Raw genomic sequence first — 17,234 nt, 5'->3', positions numbered from 1 at the left:
ACTCCGGCTTGCTCTGGCGGACCAGTCAGGATTCGGCATCCATGCCTCAACCTTCCTTCTGGCTGCCATCCTGGCAGCCAGTCCTTGAGCCACGCCTGCGTTTTCGCCGATTGCCTTTATGCGGGGGTTTAACACCCTCGCGGCCATTAACTGACATTCAGCGGCATTTCAGCCGCTGAAACTGTTTTGTTTTACCGCAGGGGTTTTCCAGTCCCGCGTAAAAGAAACTGGCGGCGCGAAGCTGAAAAGACCAGGGGGGGCGGCCCGGATGGCCGCCACAGGGAGGGCTGAGACAGGATGTCGAATCCCGACCGGACCGCAGGATTGAGGCGCAGCAGAGCGTATCGCGCCAGCGACAGTTTCCCCGCGGGCCGGGGGTATCCCTAAAGGGGAATCGGCTGCACTGAACCCAGGATCCTGGACTAACTATTCATAGTCCGGAGATCATAAACATGAAATATCCTGTGGAAGTCCGGCTGGCAGCCGTTAAGCATTACCTGGCCGGAAAAGCTACACTAAAAGAGACAGCACGCCAGTTTAAGGTTGGAAAATCCCCTCTAAATCGCTGGATTCGGGCATACAGGCACCAGGGTATGGAGGGACTGAAGCCCCGCTCTCGCCATCCCTATACTGCCGAATTTAAGCTATGCGTTGTCCGTTACATCATCAGAAACCGGTGTAGTTGCGAGGATGCCTCCGCGCACTTTGCTATCCCTAATGAAACCTGCGTGCTGAACTGGTTAAAACGTTATCAGCTCAACGGCAGCAGAGCATTTAAACCAGCCAAAACTGCCCGAATTATCACTTCTGGAGTTGCTATGAAAAAAGCAAAATCCCCACCAAATCCCCGGGAGTTCAGTGAGATGACTCATGCTGAACTTCAGGATGAACTTGAATATCTACGCGCTGAAAATGCCTACCTAAAAAAGTTAAAATCCCTGAGAGAGGAAGAACTCAGGGAGCAGCAGAAAAAGCGGCAACAATAAACGCACTGCTACCAGATCATAAGCTGAAATATTTACTTCGCGCTGCGGCTTTGCCACGCAGTACGTATTACTATCAATGCGCCAGAAGTGATACCACAACGGACAAATATGCTGATATCGTGCTGGCTATACAGGCAATCTATAAACATCATGCTGGTCGTTACGGTTACCGACGTATGACACTTGCCCTGCGAAAAGAGGGTTTTACACTAAATCACAAAACTGTCAGAAAGCTGATGAAGGAGCATGGCCTGCTCTGTCAGTTACGACGTAAAAAGTATCGCTCCTATATGGGAGGATGCAGCGTAACAGCAGAGAATCTTCTCGCCCGTAATTTCAGGGCCTGTAGCAGCGGGCTGAAATGGTGCACAGATATAACAGAGTTTCGCGCCGGAACACATAAGCTCTACCTTTCCGTTATACAGGATTTGTTTAATAAGGAAATTGTTGCCTGGCATACATCTCTGAGGCCCTCTCTGGGGTTGGTCTGTAAGACGCTGGATAAGAGCCTGAAAGGGAAAAATTATAGGCCAGAGTTGATATTACACAGCGATCAGGGGTGGCATTACCACACACTCATGTGGCGCAGTATGCTGGCTGATGCAGGGATCAGGCCGAGTATGTCACGTAAGGGTAACTGTCTTGATAATGCTGTGATGGAAAATTTCTTTAGCCACCTGAAAACGGAGATGTATTACCGCAAGGAGTATCGGGATCCTGAAGAACTGCGACGGGATATAGCGAAATACATTCATTACTTCAATCAAGAACGTATCAGCCTTAAGACTGGAGGAGTAAGCCCGGTAGAATACCGGGCTCAGGTAGAAAAACAGTAATCAGGCGGTGTCCAGGTTTTGGGGTTCAGTGCACGGCATTCCCCTTTAGGACGCGACCGGGTTCGGTTGCCACAAAGAAATACCGGTGCCCGGGGAGCGGAACCTTTCCACTAAACGTACATAGACCAGATCTCGGCACAATGCCTGAAGCGCCTGCGAATCGCTATTCGCCAACACCATCCTTTGGGAAAAGGCTTCAGCCGCCACGCTTAAATGCGATGAACCATTAAAAAACCCGGCGCAAGCCGGGTTTTGTCTTAGCGCTGGGCCTCTCCGCCCAGTCCTTCTGTCAGCCCCTGGATAAGCGCTGCCAGCTCACCGGTCATCAGCGTGAAGTCCGCATCAAAACGTTGGGCAAAATCTTCCCTGTCGATATCGTCATTCTGATCGCGCAACTCGTCGCTGAATTTCAGGCGCTTGAGGGAGCCGTCATCACACAGCATAAACTGAATGCGCTGCTGCCAGTCGAGGGCCAGTTTGGTGACCACTTTGCCCGCCTCAATATGGGTGGCTATCTCATCGCTGACCAGATCCTGTTTTTTACAGCGGATCACGCCGCCGTCATCAAGGATGGCTTTCAGCTCGGCTTCGTCCAGCAGCTGGAAGCCCTGGGCCGCGCTGCCAGAGCGGACCCACTCGGTCAGCGTCAGCTCGATGGGGGTCTCCATGGTGAGCGGAACCACCGGCAGGGAGCCGAGGCTTTTGCGCAGCAGCGCCAGCGTATCTTCGGCCTTTTTGGCACTGGCGCAGTCGACCATTATCAGGCCATTGACGCTGTCTATCCACATCATGGTCTGGCTAAAGCGGCTGAAGGCGCGGGGCAGCAGCGAGTGCAGCACTTCGTCTTTCAGGGCGTCTTTTTCGGTTTTTTTCAGCTTGCGGCCCTGGTCGGCCTCCAGCTTGTTAATTTTTGCCTCCAGCGCCTGTTTGATAACCGGCGTGGGTAGGATCTTCTCTTCTTTGCGGGCGCAGATCATTATCTGCCCGTTAACCGCGTGGGTTAACGCATCACTCCGGGCGCCCATCGGCGATACCCAGCCTGTTTTGGCCATATCCTGGCTGCCACAGGGTGTGAACGACAGCGGCGCTAATTGTTTTTCCATCTCGTCCTGACGCAACGTAACGTCACGGCTTAAACGGTAAACCATTACATTTTTAAACCACAGCATGATGATGTTCTGCCTTATCATGAAACGCAGCGCGCATGATAGCGAATCGGGGGGCGGGTTTCACCGCCTTCTGTCCCGGGGGGCGGAAAAAGCCGCGTGGTATACTGCCGGACAAACCGGAAGCGAACGGCGTATACTCTTAAAATTCAACAGGGTGGAGGAGATAACAGGTGCGAATTGGGATTGATTTAGGCGGTACAAAAACCGAAGTGATTGCGCTGGCGGATAACGGGGCGCAGTTGTATCGCCATCGCCTGCCCACACCGCGCAACGATTACGGGCAGACTATCGAGACCATCGCCCGCCTGGTGGCGCTGGCAGAAGCGGAAACCGGCCAGCGTGGCAGTGTCGGGATCGGCATTCCGGGAACCCTGTCCCCGGTCAGCGGCAGAGTAAAAAATGCCAACTCCACCTGGCTTAACGGCCAGCCCTTTGACCGGGATCTGGCACAGCGCCTGGGCCGCGAGGTGCGGATCGCCAATGATGCGAATTGCCTGGCCGTATCCGAGGCGACCGACGGCGCCGGTGCCGGGGCGGCCACGGTATTTGCCGTGATTATCGGCACCGGGTGCGGGGCGGGTATCGCCCTGAACGGCCAGGCGCTGAACGGCGCCAACGGTAACGCCGGGGAGTGGGGCCATAATCCGCTGCCCTGGATGGACGACGAAGAGCTGCTGTTTCGCCAGCAGGTGCCGTGCTACTGCGGCAGGCAGGGCTGCATTGAGACTTTTATTTCCGGCACCGGGTTTGCCACTGACTATCAGCGGCTCAGCGGCACGGCCCGCACCGGGGCGGAGATCATCACGCTGGCCTCCCGGGGGGATGCCCTGGCAGAGCAGGCGCTGGCCCGCTACGAGGTGCGCCTGGCGAAATCGCTCGCCCATGTGGTGAATATGCTGGATCCTGATGTGATCGTCTTAGGGGGCGGGATGAGCAATGTGGATCGTCTCTACCAGACGGTCCCGGCGCTGATCGCCTCCTGGGTATTTGGTGGCGAATGCGCAACCCCGGTGCGCAAAGCACAACACGGGGATTCCAGCGGGGTGCGCGGTGCGGCCTGGCTGTGGCCGCTGTAATCGCGGGCTTTCGTGAACCGGGCGGTGGGTGCCGCCCGGTGCCGGTTATTCCGCGTGGCTGTTGTGCTCAACCGCATAGGTTTTTGCCAGCCGGCTAAAGCCCAGCCCGTTCACTTTGCGCACCTTGATTTGTACCGGGATGCGCTCCTTCATGGCCTCAACATGGCTGATAACCCCAATATGTTTACCGCTGGCGTTCAGGGTGTCGAGGGCATCCAGGGCTGTGTCCAGTGTCTGGGCATCCAGTGTGCCGAAGCCTTCATCAAGAAAGAGCGAGTCGATCCGCGTTTTGTGGCTGACCAGATCAGAGAGCGCCAGCGCCAGGGCCAGGCTCACCAGGAAGCTCTCCCCGCCGGAGAGGGTGCGGGTATCGCGCACCGCATCTGCCTGCCAGGTGTCGACCACTTCCAGCTCCAGCGCTTCGCTCTCTTTACGCTGCAGAAAATAGCGCCCGTGTAACCGCAGTAGCTGCTGGTTTGCCAGCCAGACCAGATTGTCCAGGGTCAGCCCCTGGGCGAAGCGGCGGAATTTATCCCCCTCTTTTGAGCCGATAAGCTCATTAAGGCAGCCCCAGTCCTCCGCCTGCTGGCGCTGGCGGGCAATGTTATCCAGCAGATCCCGCAGCCGCAGCTGGTTGTCTGCATCGGCCCGGAGCTGGTGCTGAATTTCCCCCTGTTGGGTGGTGCAGTCGCGCAGCGCCTGATGGGCGCTTTCCTGCGCCAGGGCGAGGGATTGCGGGGTTTCCTGCGCCTCCAGCTGCCCGGGCCGGGCCGCGCGGTGCGCCTCCAGCGCCTGCTGTGCCTGGGTATCAAGGGTCTGGCATTCAATCAGCGTTTTGTTCAGCCTGTCGCGCAGGGCCTCCAGTTCGGTGCGCAATGTGTCGTCCAGCAGGGCGGCAAGAAAGGCCGCGCTGTCCGGGAAGGGGCTGGCGTTCAGGGCCTCGTCAAAGGCCTGTTGTCCCTGTGCCAGGCGCTCCGTATCCCGCGCCAGCTGGCGCGTCAGGCTCTGTTGCTCACCCAGCAGTGTGGCGGCAAGGTGATCCGTGTGCTGCCACTGGGCCAGGGCGCTTTCTGCACTGGCGGCATCCAGGGGCGGCACCCTGATACCGCTATCCGCCAGCCCTTCCAGCAGGGGGAAGAGCTTCGCCAGCTGGCTCTGTAATGTGCCCAGCAGGGTTTGCTGTTGCTGCCAGTGGCGGGCTTCTGCCTCGCGTTCAGCAAGCCAGGGCTCGCTGGCCTCGGGCGGTGGCGGGGTCAGCCCCATCGGGGTGAGCTGGCTGGTTAATTCTGCCTCCAGGCGTGCCTGGGCAGCCTGAAGGGTGCTCAGGCGTTGCTGTGCGTCGCGCTGTTGTTGCTCAAACGCCAGATGCTGCTGGTGCAGGCGCAGTTGCTGTTCGCGGGTCTCCTGGTCTGCAAGCCAGGCAGTGGCCTGGTTTCCCGGCGGGAAGTGCTGCCCCAGCCGGGCACACAACGCCTGCCACTGGCCCCGGGCCTGCTGGTGCTGTGCCTCCAGCTGCTGTTGCTCCTGGCAGGCGTGCTGATGCTGCCGGGTGAGCTGGCTCAGGCTGCCTTTCAGGGTGGCACCGGCTTCACCCAGTTGCTGTAGCGCCTGTTCCAGCGCCAGTAAGCGCTGGCGGTTTTCGCCGGGGGCCAGCGCCTGGTAGCGCACCACTGCCGGGTGCTGTTCTGAGCCGCACAGGGGGCAGGGGGCGCCAGGCTGTAGTCGCGCCCGGTGCTCTGCCAGGCTGGCGATGGTGGCCTCCAGTTCGCAGATCTTTCTGACGTCATCACACTCGCGTTTTTTCTGGCTCCACTGCTGGCGCTTCTCTTCGGTCTGGCGGGTCAGAATCTCCAGCTGTGCCTGCTGCTGGCGGGTCTGCCCGGCAAGGGCCTCCCGGCGCTGGTTAAGGGGGGTGAACCCGGCCAGCAGGGTGCTGAGTTGCTGGCGAAGCGGGCGCTCACTTTCCAGGTGTTGCAGTGTCCGGGTGGTCTCTTCATCGCTGATCTCAAGCCCGGAAGGCGGCAGCGCCGCCTGTTTTTGCTGGCGCAGTTGCTGCTCGCGGGCCTGCTCCTGCTGGCTGAGGATCAGCTCCTGGCGCTGGCGGAAGGTGGCCCGCCAGCCGGTCAGCTCGTTCTGCCAGTCGCGGTAGCGCTCATGGGCTTTAAGCCAGGTTTCCAGCTGCTGAATCTCATGGCTGAGGTGCTGCTGCCGCTCTGCGGCCAGGTTGCGGATCTGCTGGCGGCGGATGGTGGCTTCCTGTAAGTGGGTATTTACTTGCTCCAGCTGCTGCTGGCTGGCGAGCAGGGAGTGCTGCTGCTCTTCACGCTGGCGCCACAGGGGGCGGAGTTTTTCTGCCGGCTGGCTGGCAGTCAGCCGGGCCAGACGGGGGGCCGCATCCTCCAGGGCCTGATGTGCGGCCTGGTGTTGCTGGCGGGCCGTTTCCCGCGCGGCGCTGAGCTGCTGCTCGCGGGCCAGCCACTGGGCGGCCTGTTGCAGGGTCTGAAGCCTGGCCTGCAGGCTTTTCTCCTGCTCAGTAAGTGCTTGCAAACGTTGTGCCAGGGCCTGTTTTTGCGCCTCGTCCAGCAGGTGGACGCCTGCGGCGGTCGCTTCGGCCTGGGCCAGCTGGTTTTTCACCTCTTTATACTGGTCGAAGACGGCGGCAGACAGGCGGCCATAGATTTCGGTGCCGGTGAGCTCTTCCAGCAGGGCGGCGCGATCGTTGGCATCCGCGTTGAGGAAGGCGGCAAACTGCCCCTGAGAGAGCATCATCGAGCGGGTAAAGTGGCCGTAATCCAGCCCGGTCAGCCGGGCGATAGCCTCCAGCTTGTCTTTGATTTTATCCGCCAGTATTTTACCGTCCGCGCAGCGGGCCAGCTCAACCCGGGGGGGCTGTAGCTTTCCCCCGGGGTTGTTGCGCGCCCGGCTCTGGCTCCAGAATGCCCGGTAGGCACAGCCCTGAACCTCAAATTCCACCTCGGCCAGGCACTCGGCCGTGTCCCGGGTCATAATGTCGTTGCGGGTATGGGAGATGGTGTCCAGGCGCGGCGTTTTGTGGTACAGCGCCAGACAGATGGCATCCAGCAGGGTGGTTTTCCCGGCCCCGGTGGGCCCGGTTATGGCAAACAGCCCGCAGCTGGCGAAAGGCTCCCGGGTAAAATCGATTTTCCATTCCCCTTTCAGGGAGTTGAGGTTTTTTAACCGCAGGCTGAGAATTTTCATGCCTGTTCCTCCGGGTTATTCAGCGTTTCCAGGGTGCGGGCGAACAGCGGGCGTAACCGGGTGCGCTGTTCCTCACCGGCACCGGCGGCATCCAGGCGCCGCTCAAACACATCCTGCACGCTCAGCTCGCTCAGGGTTTCGCTGTGCTGGCGGGCAATCACCTGCTGGCGCTGTTCCCGGCTGCGTCGCACCAGTAAGACCTCCACCGGTAGCGGGGCGGTAATGTCGCGGATCTGCTGGCGGGCATCGTGCAGCAGATCGTCGCTGTTGATTTCAATGTCCAGCCAGCAGGGGGGGCTCGCCGGGTCGCTCTGCCAGTCATTCAGCTGGCGGGTGAGGCTGTCGAGGCTGCCTTTTAAGGTGGCCAGCGGCTGGGTTACCGGCACCGGTAACGGGGTGACCCGGGCGAGTTTCCCTTCAGCGAAGGTCACCAGATTCACACTTTTGACCGGGCCGGATTCATCAAAGCTCAGGGCAATCGGGGAGCCGCTGTACCAGATATGCTGGCTGCCGCCCACCGCCTGTGCCCGGTGAATGTGGCCCAGAGCAATATAATCCGCCGCCGGGAAACGGCTGGCGGGGAATGCGTCCAGAGTGCCGATATAGATATCGCGCACCGCATCGCTGGTGGCTGCCCCCACCGTGGTCAGGTGGCCGGTCATGATTATCGGGAGCGGCCGGTCACCGCGCAGCGCCAGGGCAGCCTGGTAGCTACGCTGGTAGTATGCGGCAATGGCCTCCAGCAGATTCTGCTGCTTGTCGCTGGCGGACTGCCCGGCCTGGCTGTGCAGCAGATCCCGCGGGCGCAGAAACGGCACCGGGCACAAAATGGCCCCCGGGGTGCCGTCCCGCTGCGGGATCAGGGTAACCGGTGGCGGCACATCCTCCGGGGGAATGCTGGCGGTGACCTGGGTATTAAGGCAGGCCAGTAGCCCGCGCGACTCATTCAGGGTGGCGACCCCGTCGTGGTTGCCGCCCAGAATATAGAGCGGGCAGCCGGTGGCCTGTAGATTCACCACAAAGCGGTTATAGCATTCGCGGGCATAGCTGGGGGGAAACTGGGTGTCAAAAATATCCCCGGCGACAATAATGGCATCGGCACGCTGTTGCTTTACGGTCTCCAGCAGCCAGTCCAGAAAGGCGTGGTGCTCGGCGGCACGGCTTTTGGTATAAAAGTTCTGGCCGAGGTGCCAGTCAGAGGTGTGTATCAGGCGCATAACCGCTTCCGGTGATAAAAATATGGCCCCGATTATACCCGCCATACGGCAATCTGCACCTCTGGTGGGGGATTCGCCCCCGGGCGGGCGGGAAGGCGGGTGCCTGTTGGCAGGTCATATTTACGCCATTTTTTAATAAATCTGTCATAAATCTGACGCATAATGGCCGCCCATTGCACTTTAGACTCACACAGATAAGGCTAATCATGGCGAAACGCATACTGGTGGTAGAAGATGAGGCTCATATCCGTGAAATGGTCTGCCTGGTCCTTGAACAGAACGGTTTTCAGCCGGTAGAAGCGGCGGATTACGATCTCGCCGTGGCCCTGCTGAACGAACCCTGGCCGGATCTGGTGTTGCTGGACTGGATGCTGCCGGGAGGATCCGGTATTCAGTTTATTAAGCATCTTAAGCGCGACCCGCTCACCCGGGAGATCCCGGTCGTGATGCTGACCGCCCGCGGCGAAGAGGAAGATCGGGTGCGCGGGCTGGAAACCGGTGCGGATGACTACATGACCAAACCTTTTTCACCCAAGGAGCTTATCGCGCGCATCAAAGCCGTGCTGCGCCGTATTTCGCCCATGGCGGAAGAGGGAGTGATAGAGATGCAGGGGCTGAGCCTGGATCCCACCTCGCACCGGGTGATGAGCGACGATCGCCCGCTGGATATGGGGCCGACCGAATTCAAATTACTGCACTTTTTTATGACCCACCCGGAGCGGGTTTACAGCCGGGAACAGCTGCTTAATCACGTCTGGGGAACCAATGTGTACGTGGAAGATCGCACCGTGGATGTGCATATTCGCCGGTTACGTAAAGTGCTGGAGCACAGCGGGCACGATCGTATGGTGCAGACAGTACGGGGCACCGGCTACCGTTTTTCTGCCCGATTCTGACAGGAGTGTGACCCGTGCTGGAACGGTTGTCATGGAAAAGACTGGTACTGGAACTGGTGTTGTGCTGCCTGCCGGCACTGGTGCTGGGCGCGATTTTTGGTTACCTGCCGTGGTTTTTGCTGGCGTCGGTCACCGGTTTGCTTATCTGGCACTTTCATAATCTGCTGCGCCTGTCCTGGTGGCTGTGGGTGGATCGCAGCATGACGCCCCCTCCGGGGCGCGGCAGCTGGGAGCCGCTGCTATACGGCCTGCACCTGATGCAGGTGCGTAATAAAAAGCGCCGCAAAGAGCTGGGAAGCCTGATCCGGCGCTTTCGCAGCGGAGCGGAATCCCTGCCTGACGCGGTGGTGATGACCACCGAAGAGGGGGTGATTTTCTGGTGCAATGGCCTGGCCCAGCGCCTGCTGAACCTGCGCTGGCCGGACGATAACGGCCAGAATATCCTCAACTTAGTGCGTAACCCGGCCTTCAGCCAGTACCTCGGTGAGCGGGATTTTTCCCGGCCGCTGAATCTGGTGCTCAATAACGGGCGGCATATTGAAATCCGCATGATGCCCTACAGCGCTCACCAGTTGCTGATGGTGGCCCGCGACGTGACCCAGATGCACCAGCTTGAAGGGGCGCGGCGCAACTTTTTTGCCAATGTCAGCCACGAGCTGCGCACCCCGCTTACGGTGCTCCAGGGGTATCTGGAGATGATGGAAGAGCAGACCCTGACCGGTGCGGTGCGGGAAAAAGCGCTCCATACCATGGGGGAGCAGGCCCGGCGGATGGAGGGGCTGGTAAAACAGCTGCTGACACTTTCGCGCATTGAGGCCGCACCGCAGGTGGCGCTCAGCGAGCCGGTGGATGTGCCCGGTATGCTGCTTCTGCTGGAGCGGGAGGCCCGCACCCTGAGCCAGGGCAGGCACACCCTTCACTTTGAGGTAGATCCTTCGCTGCGCCTGCTGGGCAGTGAAGAGCAGCTGCATAGCGCTATGTCGAACCTGGTGTACAACGCGGTGAACCATACCCCCCCGGGCAGCCATATTCAGGTGCTCTGGCACCGCCTGGGAGAGGGGGCTGAATTCGCCGTTACTGATGATGGCCCGGGAATATTGCCGGAGCATATTCCCCGGCTGACCGAGCGTTTCTACCGGGTAGATAAAGCCCGCTCGCGCACCAGTGGCGGCAGTGGCCTGGGGCTGGCGATTGTGAAGCACGCCCTTGGTCACCACGATTCGCAGCTTTCGATCACCAGCACCCCCGGTAAAGGGAGCCGTTTCTCTTTCGTTCTGGCGGCGCGTTTTATCGCCCCCTGAGGCCCCCCGGGGGAGTTGCTGCCCCGGGCGGAAACTTAACTTTCCGGAAACGCTTTTTAAGTAATAGTTGCTAAAGATCACATTTCTTCAGGAGGTGTGATTTTTGTTTTGTTGCTTTTTTAACCACATTATGAGCCATGACATTTGCTTATAAATGGATAATTAAACTGGTATGGTTTGAATAACCAGTGGATAGCTCTGGTTTTTGGATCGGTTATTGCCTTCAAACGATATAAGCGTTTTAATGAGCCCCATGTCGATGCCGGACTAACCAGAATCGTTTGCTATTTCGAATAACTATTCTTTACTGACCACGAAAAGTAAGCATTTTCCGCTGATTATTTCCGTCATTGCCATGTTATTACCGTGTTCTGTGAACAATTGCTTAACATTTTTCAACACCACACATCCACAGGCTGTAATTATTTATGACCCGTCACTTAAGATCGCGCGACATCATCGCTCTGGGCTTTATGACCTTTGCGCTGTTTGTTGGTGCAGGTAATATCATCTTCCCCCCCATGGTTGGCCTGCAGGCCGGTGAACATGTCTGGTGGGCAGCTATTGGTTTCCTGGTTACGGCAGTGGGTTTGCCGGTGCTTACCGTTGTCTCTCTGGCACGGGTGGGCGGCGGCATGGATTTGCTGAGCTCCCCGATTGGCCGCACGGCGGGCCTTTTGCTGGCTACCGTGTGCTATCTGGCTGTGGGGCCGCTGTTTGCCGCCCCGCGTACTGCTACCGTCTCTTTTGAAGTGGGGATTGCCCCGCTGACCGGCGACGGGGCGATGCCGCTGTTTATCTACAGCCTTATCTACTTCGCGCTGGTTATCGGGGTGTCGCTGTATCCCGGTAAACTGCTGGATACGGTGGGCCATTTCCTGGCGCCGATCAAAATTATCGCGCTGATTATTCTGTCGGTGGCGGCGATCATCTGGCCTGCTGGCGGGATCAGCAGCGCGACTGAAGCCTACCAGAATGCGGCGTTTTCTAACGGTTTTGTTAATGGTTACCTGACCATGGACACCCTGGGCGCTCTGGTATTCGGGATTGTGATTGTTAATGCGGCGCGCTCCCGTGGGGTGACCGAGGCTCGCCTGCTGACCCGCTACACCATCTGGGCGGGCCTGATTGCCGGTGTGGGCCTGGCGCTGCTGTATCTGGCTCTGTTCCGCCTCGGCTCTGACAGCGCTTCACTTGTGGATCAGAACGCCAACGGCGCGGCCATTCTGCATGCTTATGTTCAGCATACCTTTGGCGGTGCGGGCAGCATGCTGCTGGCGGCGCTTATCTTCCTGGCCTGTATGGTAACGGCGGTCGGGCTGACCTGTGCCTGTGCGGAGTTCTTTGAGCAGTATCTGCCGCTCTCTTACCGGACGCTGGTCTTCATTCTCGGCCTGTTCTCGATGGTTATCTCAAACCTGGGGCTGAGCCACCTTATCCAGATTTCGGTACCGATTCTGACGGCCATCTACCCGCCGTGTATCGTGCTGGTGGTGCTGAGTTTTACCCGCCCGCTGTGGAATAACTCGTCGCGGATTATTGCCCCGGCCATGCTGGTGAGCTTTATCTTCGGGGTGATCGACGGGGTTAAAGCCTCGGCAATCAGTGATATTTTACCGGCCTGGAGCACCCATCTGCCGCTGGCAGAGCAGGGGCTGGCCTGGGTACCGCCGACGGTTCTCGTGCTTATTATTTCAATTATCTGGGACAAGGTAGCCGGTCGTACGGTAACATCTGTCGCCCACTAAGCGGTGATTCCTTTTTTAAGCCACGGGGCCTCCCCGTGGTTTTTTTATTTTGTCTCGTTGTGAAGAATGGATAAACCTGATGGAAAAAAACGCGCTTAAACGTGGTTTAAGCACCCGGCACATCCGCTTTATGGCGCTGGGATCTGCGATTGGCACCGGGCTTTTTTATGGTTCGGCGGATGCGATAAAAATGGCGGGGCCCAGCGTGCTGCTGGCCTATATCATTGGCGGGGTCGCCGCCTATATTATTATGCGCGCCCTGGGGGAGATGTCGGTTCATAACCCTTCAGCCAGCTCATTCTCCCGTTATGCTCAGGAAAACCTCGGCCCGCTGGCCGGGTATATCACCGGCTGGACCTACTGCTTTGAGATCCTGATAGTGGCAATCGCGGATGTGACCGCGTTCGGTATCTATATGGGGGTCTGGTTTCCGGCGGTGCCGCACTGGGTCTGGGTGCTGAGCGTGGTGCTGATTATCTGCGCCATTAACCTGATGAGCGTTAAAGTCTTTGGCGAGCTGGAGTTCTGGTTTTCGTTTTTCAAAGTGGCCACCATTATTCTGATGATCGTTGCCGGGTTTGGCATCATCATCTGGGGGATTGGTAACGGCGGGCAGCCTACCGGCATTCATAATCTGTGGAGCAATGGCGGCTTCTTCAGTAATGGCTGGCTGGGCATGGTGATGTCCCTGCAGATGGTGATGTTTGCCTACGGCGGTATCGAAATTATCGGTATCACCGCCGGGGAGGCCCAGGATCCGGAAAAATCGATTCCCCGGGCTATCAACTCCGTGCCGCTGCGTATTCTGGTGTTTTATGTGGGTACGCTGTTTGTGATTATGTCGATTTACCCGTGGAATATGGTGGGAACCAACGGCAGCCCGTTTGTGCTGACCTTCCAGCATATGGGGATCACCTTTGCCGCCAGTATCCTGAACTTTGTGGTGCTGACCGCCTCTCTGTCGGCGATCAATAGCGATATTTTCGGTGTAGGGCGGATGCTGCACGGCATGGCCGGGCAGGGGGATGCCCCGCAGGTGTTTGCCAAAACCTCCCGCCGGGGCGTGCCCTGGGTAACGGTGGTGGTGATGACTATCGCGCTGCTGTTTGCGGTGTACCTGAATTACATTATGCCGGAAAGCGTATTCCTGGTGATTGCCTCTCTGGCGACCTTTGCCACCGTGTGGGTGTGGATAATGATCCTGTTATCCCAGATAGCGTTTCGCCGCCGCCTCTCCGGCGACGAGGTCAAAGCGCTGAAGTTCCCGGTCCCGGGCGGGGTGGTGACTACCATCACCGGCCTGATTTTCCTGGGCTTTATTATCGCGCTGATTGGCTACCACCCGGAGACCCGTATCTCCCTGTATGTGGGGGTCGGCTGGATAGTGCTGCTGCTGATAGGCTGGCGGATTAAATGCCGCCGCGCGGCCGCCTGATTCAGGTGATGGTTGTGAAAATGGCACCCCGGAGGGTGCCATTTTTTTGGCCCGTATAGTGGCCCGGGGGTTAATCCCAGGCGTGGGCGATGGTCGGATCGCTCAGTAGCCGCTCACGCCACCAGCGATTGGCCAGCCCGTTACTGCTGGTGCGCCAGGCCAGAAACACATGGTCATAGCGGCGCCAGGACTCAACCTGTTTTTCCACCAGGGTGCCGGCTTCAAGATAAGGGCGGGCAAGGTGGCGCGGCAGGAAACCACAGCCAGTACCGGCCAGCAGAAGCGGAATTTTAGAGGCAAAACTGTCTACCACCACCCGCTGCTGCTCTTCCAGCAGGTTAATATTCAGGCGCGGGGAGTGGCGGGCGCTGTCGCTGACCACAATCCCCCGGTGCCGGGTAATAAGCCCGTTGCTGAGCGGCTCCGTCTCCCCGGCCAGCGGATGCCCGGGGGCCACCACAAAGATATTTTCAATCCGCCCCATTTCCCGGTATGCATAAGCGGCAGAGGCCGGGGGCTCGTTAATTGCGCCGATAATAATATCGGCATTATCCTGGGTCAGTGCTTCCCAGGCACCCGCCAGCGTTTGCTGGCTGAATTGCAAACGGGTCTGTGGGGCATACTGGTAAAAATCATTAATAATCGGTAATAATAATGTGAATGGAAATGAACTATCCAGCGCAATATTCAGCTCTTTTTCCCAGCCGGATGACATCTGTATTGCATTCTTTTCCAGTGTTTTTGCTGCATTCAGTAATGCGCGGCCCTGCTCAAGAACCATTTTACCGGTGTCGGTAAATTTAGCCCGGTGCCCTGTACGATCGAGAATTAAAATATCAAGTTCATGCTCAAGTTTTTGAACCATATAGCTTAATGCTGCTGGCGTTTTATATAGCGAACCGGCAGCAGCAGCAAAGCTGCCGTATTTATCAAGAGCATCAAGAATAAGCAACACATCAAGATTTACGCGCATAATATCAACCCTGCCTGAGTAATTTTCCCTATTAATACATGGTGTTGACGCTAATTATTAAAATAAGCAATAGATATGCCAGATAATTATCAGACGACTATTATCCATGATTTACGTCACCTACCCTATCATAGAGGTGTACTGCCATTTAATTTCAGATTTTTGACTGGTTTAGTCTATTAATTTGTTGAACTATACCGTTAAACAACTTGTTTAAATTTTCCAACTATACTGCTTGTGATGGCCGAACTAGTATCAATAGTGCTGCTATGTCACCGTTTCTTATATTAACAACCATTTGATAAATAAGGTGTTATATGACCGTGCGGGAACTGATTGAGCCACAAAATTTTGTTGTGATATTTATCGACCATCGGCCACAGATGCCATTCTGCGTGGCGAATACTGTTCGGTAAACGCCGGAAAATAATACCGTTGCGCTGGCAAAAGCCGGGAAGAGATTCAACGCTCTGACCTTCGCAACATAAAGCCTGATAACTATATTGCCGGGTGGGGAACCACACTGTCTGGCCCTCTCTGATTCAGGATACACAGCATGTCTGACGCGGCACAAAAACGGCCAGTAACCCTGGTCATTACCCATACGTTTAACGGGCTGCACTGGTTCTTCGACCACGCAGAGACCATCACCGAGCGCAATATTGAGCGGGTGAAAGCGCTGGGCGGCGGGATAGCCGTGCAGCACCGCATGGCGTTCCAGGGGGAGTATTTTGTCGATCGCTACGGGGCCGATGCGGTGAAACAGACGCCGCCGGTGGCGAAAATGCTCAGCATGGAGGTGCCGGTAGGCCTGGGGACCGATGCCACCCGGGTGGCCAGCTACAACCCGTGGACTGCCCTCTACTGGCTGGTCTCTGGCCGGACCGTGGGCGGGCTGAAAATGTATGACGACGATAACCGGCTGCCCCGGGAGGTGGCGCTGGAGTTGTGGAGTGCGGGCAGTGCCTGGTTCTCCAGCGAACAGGGGAAAAAAGGCCGTATCCAGGCCGGGCAACTGGCGGATCTGGTGGTGCTGTCTCAGGACTATTTCAGTGTGGAGGAAGAGGCCATTAAGGGGATTGAGTCGGTTATGACGCTGGTGGACGGCAAAGTGGTGTATGCCGCCGGTCATTTCAGCCCACTGGCGCCGCCGCCGATCCCGGTAGTGCCGGAATGGTCCCCGGTGGTGAAGGTGCCCGGCCACTATCGCCCGGCGCCCCCGGCCGCCAGAGCAGGGATGCAGGCCCGGGTGCACCAGTGCTGCGGTAGCTGCCATGTTCACGGGCATCAGCATGAGATTGCGCGCCGCGCCGGGATCCCGGTGTCGGATGATAATGCCTTCTGGGGGGCGCTGGGCTGTTCGTGCTTCTCGTTTTAATTTGAGGGTAATCTTCACCAGGCCAGGCAGGCCTGGTGAAGATAAGGCAGGTGGCGTCAACTGGCCCCGAAGGGGTGATCAATAATATAGACCCAGTGGCCTTGCGGCTGTTTTTGCAGGACCTCGGTACTTTCGCCCTGAGCCAGAATGCGGGCGCTGTCTTTACGGTCGTTGATCCGCCATTTCACCCGGACCAGCGCGGTATCATTGTATTGCAGCACATACACATCTTCGGTGGTCAGCTTGCCACCCAGTTGCATAAAGCCCTGCAGATTTTCTTTAATTTTCGCTTTCCCGCGCCAGGTGACACCGTCGGTCACCACGACGGCGTCATCGTGGTAGAGCCCCAGCAGCGCGTCAATGTTGCCGCTGTTAATGGTGCGGGTAAAAACCTCGCTGAAAGATTCAGGGGTGGTGGCATGCACTTCAGGAGGGGCTGCCTGTGCCTGAACGACACAACCGGCAAGTAGCGGTATAACCAGCCGTAATGAAGGTTTCATGGTCGTGCTCCTGTCTGGTGGCGGAATGCCGGTTATACGCAGGCCACGACAAATGCACCCTCAACAAAAAAGGTAAGCGGATAAAATGCGAAGGAAACCGGCGGGCAGCGAGCCCGCCGGTGTCAGATCAGGCCAGAACGGTCAGGCGCTGCACGCTCAGGCTTTCCAGTTTGCCCTCAAGGATGGCGAGAAAATCGTCGTGGTAGGGCATGGCCACATGTTTTTTCAAATCTTCTTCGGATTTCCAGCGCTCAATAAACACAAATGAGACCGCCCCCGTGTTTGCCAGATCCCGCACATCCGCAATTGCGCGGCTTTCATGGAGATCGTATTGCAGGCATCCGGGCTCATGGTGGGTCGGGTTGACCATCGCCCGGGCGGCGGTACGGATAGTGTCGATATGTTCCGGAAATGGGGTCAGTGTGGCAACGATCTTAACTTCGCTCATAGAAGGGGCCCTGGCTGGAGTTGGCGACGCCCGGTGGCGTTGTGTCACCGGG

General features: G+C 57.8%; 12 protein-coding genes and 2 pseudogenes. 8 read left to right on the top strand and 6 right to left on the bottom strand.

The annotated features are described in order from the left end of the window. Window positions 1-452 precede the first annotated feature (452 nt). A protein-coding gene (locus EBL_RS20640; RefSeq protein WP_126298230.1) for an IS3 family transposase occupies window positions 453-1,822 on the top strand; the annotation gives its coding sequence in 2 pieces (ribosomal slippage) (window positions 453-936 and window positions 936-1,822; 1,371 coding nt in all). Between the two features lie 257 nt (window positions 1,823-2,079). Here the strand turns inward: EBL_RS20640 and rdgC are convergent. Beyond that, complete coding sequence (rdgC, locus tag EBL_RS14180) at window positions 2,080-2,991, bottom strand: recombination-associated protein RdgC (RefSeq protein ID WP_002444749.1); 912 nt, start codon at window positions 2,989-2,991, stop codon at window positions 2,080-2,082. 170 nt (window positions 2,992-3,161) lie between these two features. Here rdgC and mak point away from each other — a divergent pair, with 170 nt between their 5' ends. Then, the gene (gene mak, locus EBL_RS14170) at window positions 3,162-4,067 is read left to right on the top strand and encodes a fructokinase (RefSeq protein WP_002444748.1); all 906 of its coding nucleotides are present in this window, start codon (window positions 3,162-3,164) and stop codon (window positions 4,065-4,067) included. Window positions 4,068-4,112: 45 nt separating this feature from the next. Here the strand turns inward: mak and sbcC are convergent, their stop codons facing one another. After that, a complete protein-coding gene (gene sbcC, locus EBL_RS14165) occupies window positions 4,113-7,286 on the bottom strand; it encodes an exonuclease subunit SbcC (RefSeq protein WP_002444745.1) in 3,174 nt (1,057 codons plus the stop codon). Then, window positions 7,283-8,503 carry an exonuclease subunit SbcD gene (gene sbcD / locus EBL_RS14160; RefSeq protein ID WP_002444743.1) on the bottom strand — a complete coding sequence of 407 codons (1,221 nt, stop codon included), beginning with the start codon at window positions 8,501-8,503 and terminating at the stop codon, window positions 7,283-7,285. The genes sbcC and sbcD overlap by 4 nt, the downstream gene beginning before the upstream one ends. 206 nt (window positions 8,504-8,709) lie before the next feature. Between sbcD and phoB the strand changes: the two genes are divergently transcribed. From phoB to proY, 4 genes are all read left to right on the top strand, one after another. Then, complete coding sequence (gene phoB / locus EBL_RS14155) at window positions 8,710-9,399, top strand: phosphate response regulator transcription factor PhoB (RefSeq protein WP_002444741.1); 690 nt, start codon at window positions 8,710-8,712, stop codon at window positions 9,397-9,399. 14 nt (window positions 9,400-9,413) lie between these two features. After that, window positions 9,414-10,700 carry a phosphate regulon sensor histidine kinase PhoR gene (gene phoR, locus EBL_RS14150; RefSeq protein ID WP_002444739.1) on the top strand — a complete coding sequence of 429 codons (1,287 nt, stop codon included), beginning with the start codon at window positions 9,414-9,416 and terminating at the stop codon, window positions 10,698-10,700. Window positions 10,701-11,128: 428 nt separating this feature from the next. Beyond that, a complete protein-coding gene (gene brnQ, locus EBL_RS14145; protein WP_002444737.1) occupies window positions 11,129-12,448 on the top strand; it encodes a branched-chain amino acid transporter carrier protein BrnQ in 1,320 nt (439 codons plus the stop codon). Window positions 12,449-12,527: 79 nt separating this feature from the next. Then, window positions 12,528-13,883 carry a proline-specific permease ProY gene (gene proY, locus EBL_RS14140; protein ID WP_002444734.1) on the top strand — a complete coding sequence of 452 codons (1,356 nt, stop codon included), beginning with the start codon at window positions 12,528-12,530 and terminating at the stop codon, window positions 13,881-13,883. A 70-nt stretch (window positions 13,884-13,953) separates the two neighbouring features. On the opposite strand, the gene EBL_RS14135 is transcribed toward proY, so the two are convergent. After that, window positions 13,954-14,856, bottom strand: a complete 903-nt coding sequence (locus EBL_RS14135) for a LysR substrate-binding domain-containing protein (RefSeq protein WP_002444732.1) — start codon at window positions 14,854-14,856, stop codon at window positions 13,954-13,956. Between the two features lie 317 nt (window positions 14,857-15,173). Between EBL_RS14135 and EBL_RS20870 the strand changes: the two are divergent. Both EBL_RS20870 and EBL_RS14130 read left to right on the top strand, forming a co-directional pair. Further along, window positions 15,174-15,269 (top strand): annotated as a pseudogene (locus EBL_RS20870) (hydrolase); the annotation flags it as partial. A gap of 194 nt (window positions 15,270-15,463) precedes the next feature. Beyond that, window positions 15,464-16,234, top strand: a pseudogene (locus EBL_RS14130) (amidohydrolase family protein); the annotation flags it as partial. A 56-nt stretch (window positions 16,235-16,290) separates the two neighbouring features. Here the strand turns inward: EBL_RS14130 and EBL_RS14125 are convergent. Next, on the bottom strand, window positions 16,291-16,734 hold the full coding sequence (locus EBL_RS14125; protein WP_002444728.1) for a YybH family protein: 444 nt from the start codon (window positions 16,732-16,734) through the stop codon (window positions 16,291-16,293). Between the two features lie 127 nt (window positions 16,735-16,861). Then, window positions 16,862-17,182 carry a putative quinol monooxygenase gene (locus EBL_RS14120; protein ID WP_002444726.1) on the bottom strand — a complete coding sequence of 107 codons (321 nt, stop codon included), beginning with the start codon at window positions 17,180-17,182 and terminating at the stop codon, window positions 16,862-16,864. Window positions 17,183-17,234: the final 52 nt, after the last annotated feature.

Source organism: Shimwellia blattae DSM 4481 = NBRC 105725 (assembly GCF_000262305.1).
Classification (GTDB): Bacteria; Pseudomonadota; Gammaproteobacteria; order Enterobacterales; family Enterobacteriaceae; genus Shimwellia; species Shimwellia blattae.
Note: the sequence above shows the minus strand (reverse complement) of the source record. Positions and strands in the feature narration are given on the sequence as shown.

What these genes read in the sequence shown, in the direction of transcription:
- rdgC (WP_002444749.1), bottom strand. Translation starts at nt 2,991, where the DNA reads ATGCTGTGGTTTAAAAATGTAATGGTTTACCGTTTAAGCCGTGACGTT.
- sbcC (WP_002444745.1), bottom strand. Translation starts at nt 7,286, where the DNA reads ATGAAAATTCTCAGCCTGCGGTTAAAAAACCTCAACTCCCTGAAAGGG.
- sbcD (WP_002444743.1), bottom strand. Translation starts at nt 8,503, where the DNA reads ATGCGCCTGATACACACCTCTGACTGGCACCTCGGCCAGAACTTTTAT.
- phoB (WP_002444741.1), top strand. Translation starts at nt 8,710, where the DNA reads ATGGCGAAACGCATACTGGTGGTAGAAGATGAGGCTCATATCCGTGAA.
- brnQ (WP_002444737.1), top strand. Translation starts at nt 11,129, where the DNA reads ATGACCCGTCACTTAAGATCGCGCGACATCATCGCTCTGGGCTTTATG.
- proY (WP_002444734.1), top strand. Translation starts at nt 12,528, where the DNA reads ATGGAAAAAAACGCGCTTAAACGTGGTTTAAGCACCCGGCACATCCGC.
- EBL_RS14135 (WP_002444732.1), bottom strand. Translation starts at nt 14,856, where the DNA reads ATGCGCGTAAATCTTGATGTGTTGCTTATTCTTGATGCTCTTGATAAA.
- EBL_RS14125 (WP_002444728.1), bottom strand. Translation starts at nt 16,734, where the DNA reads ATGAAACCTTCATTACGGCTGGTTATACCGCTACTTGCCGGTTGTGTC.
- EBL_RS14120 (WP_002444726.1), bottom strand. Translation starts at nt 17,182, where the DNA reads ATGAGCGAAGTTAAGATCGTTGCCACACTGACCCCATTTCCGGAACAT.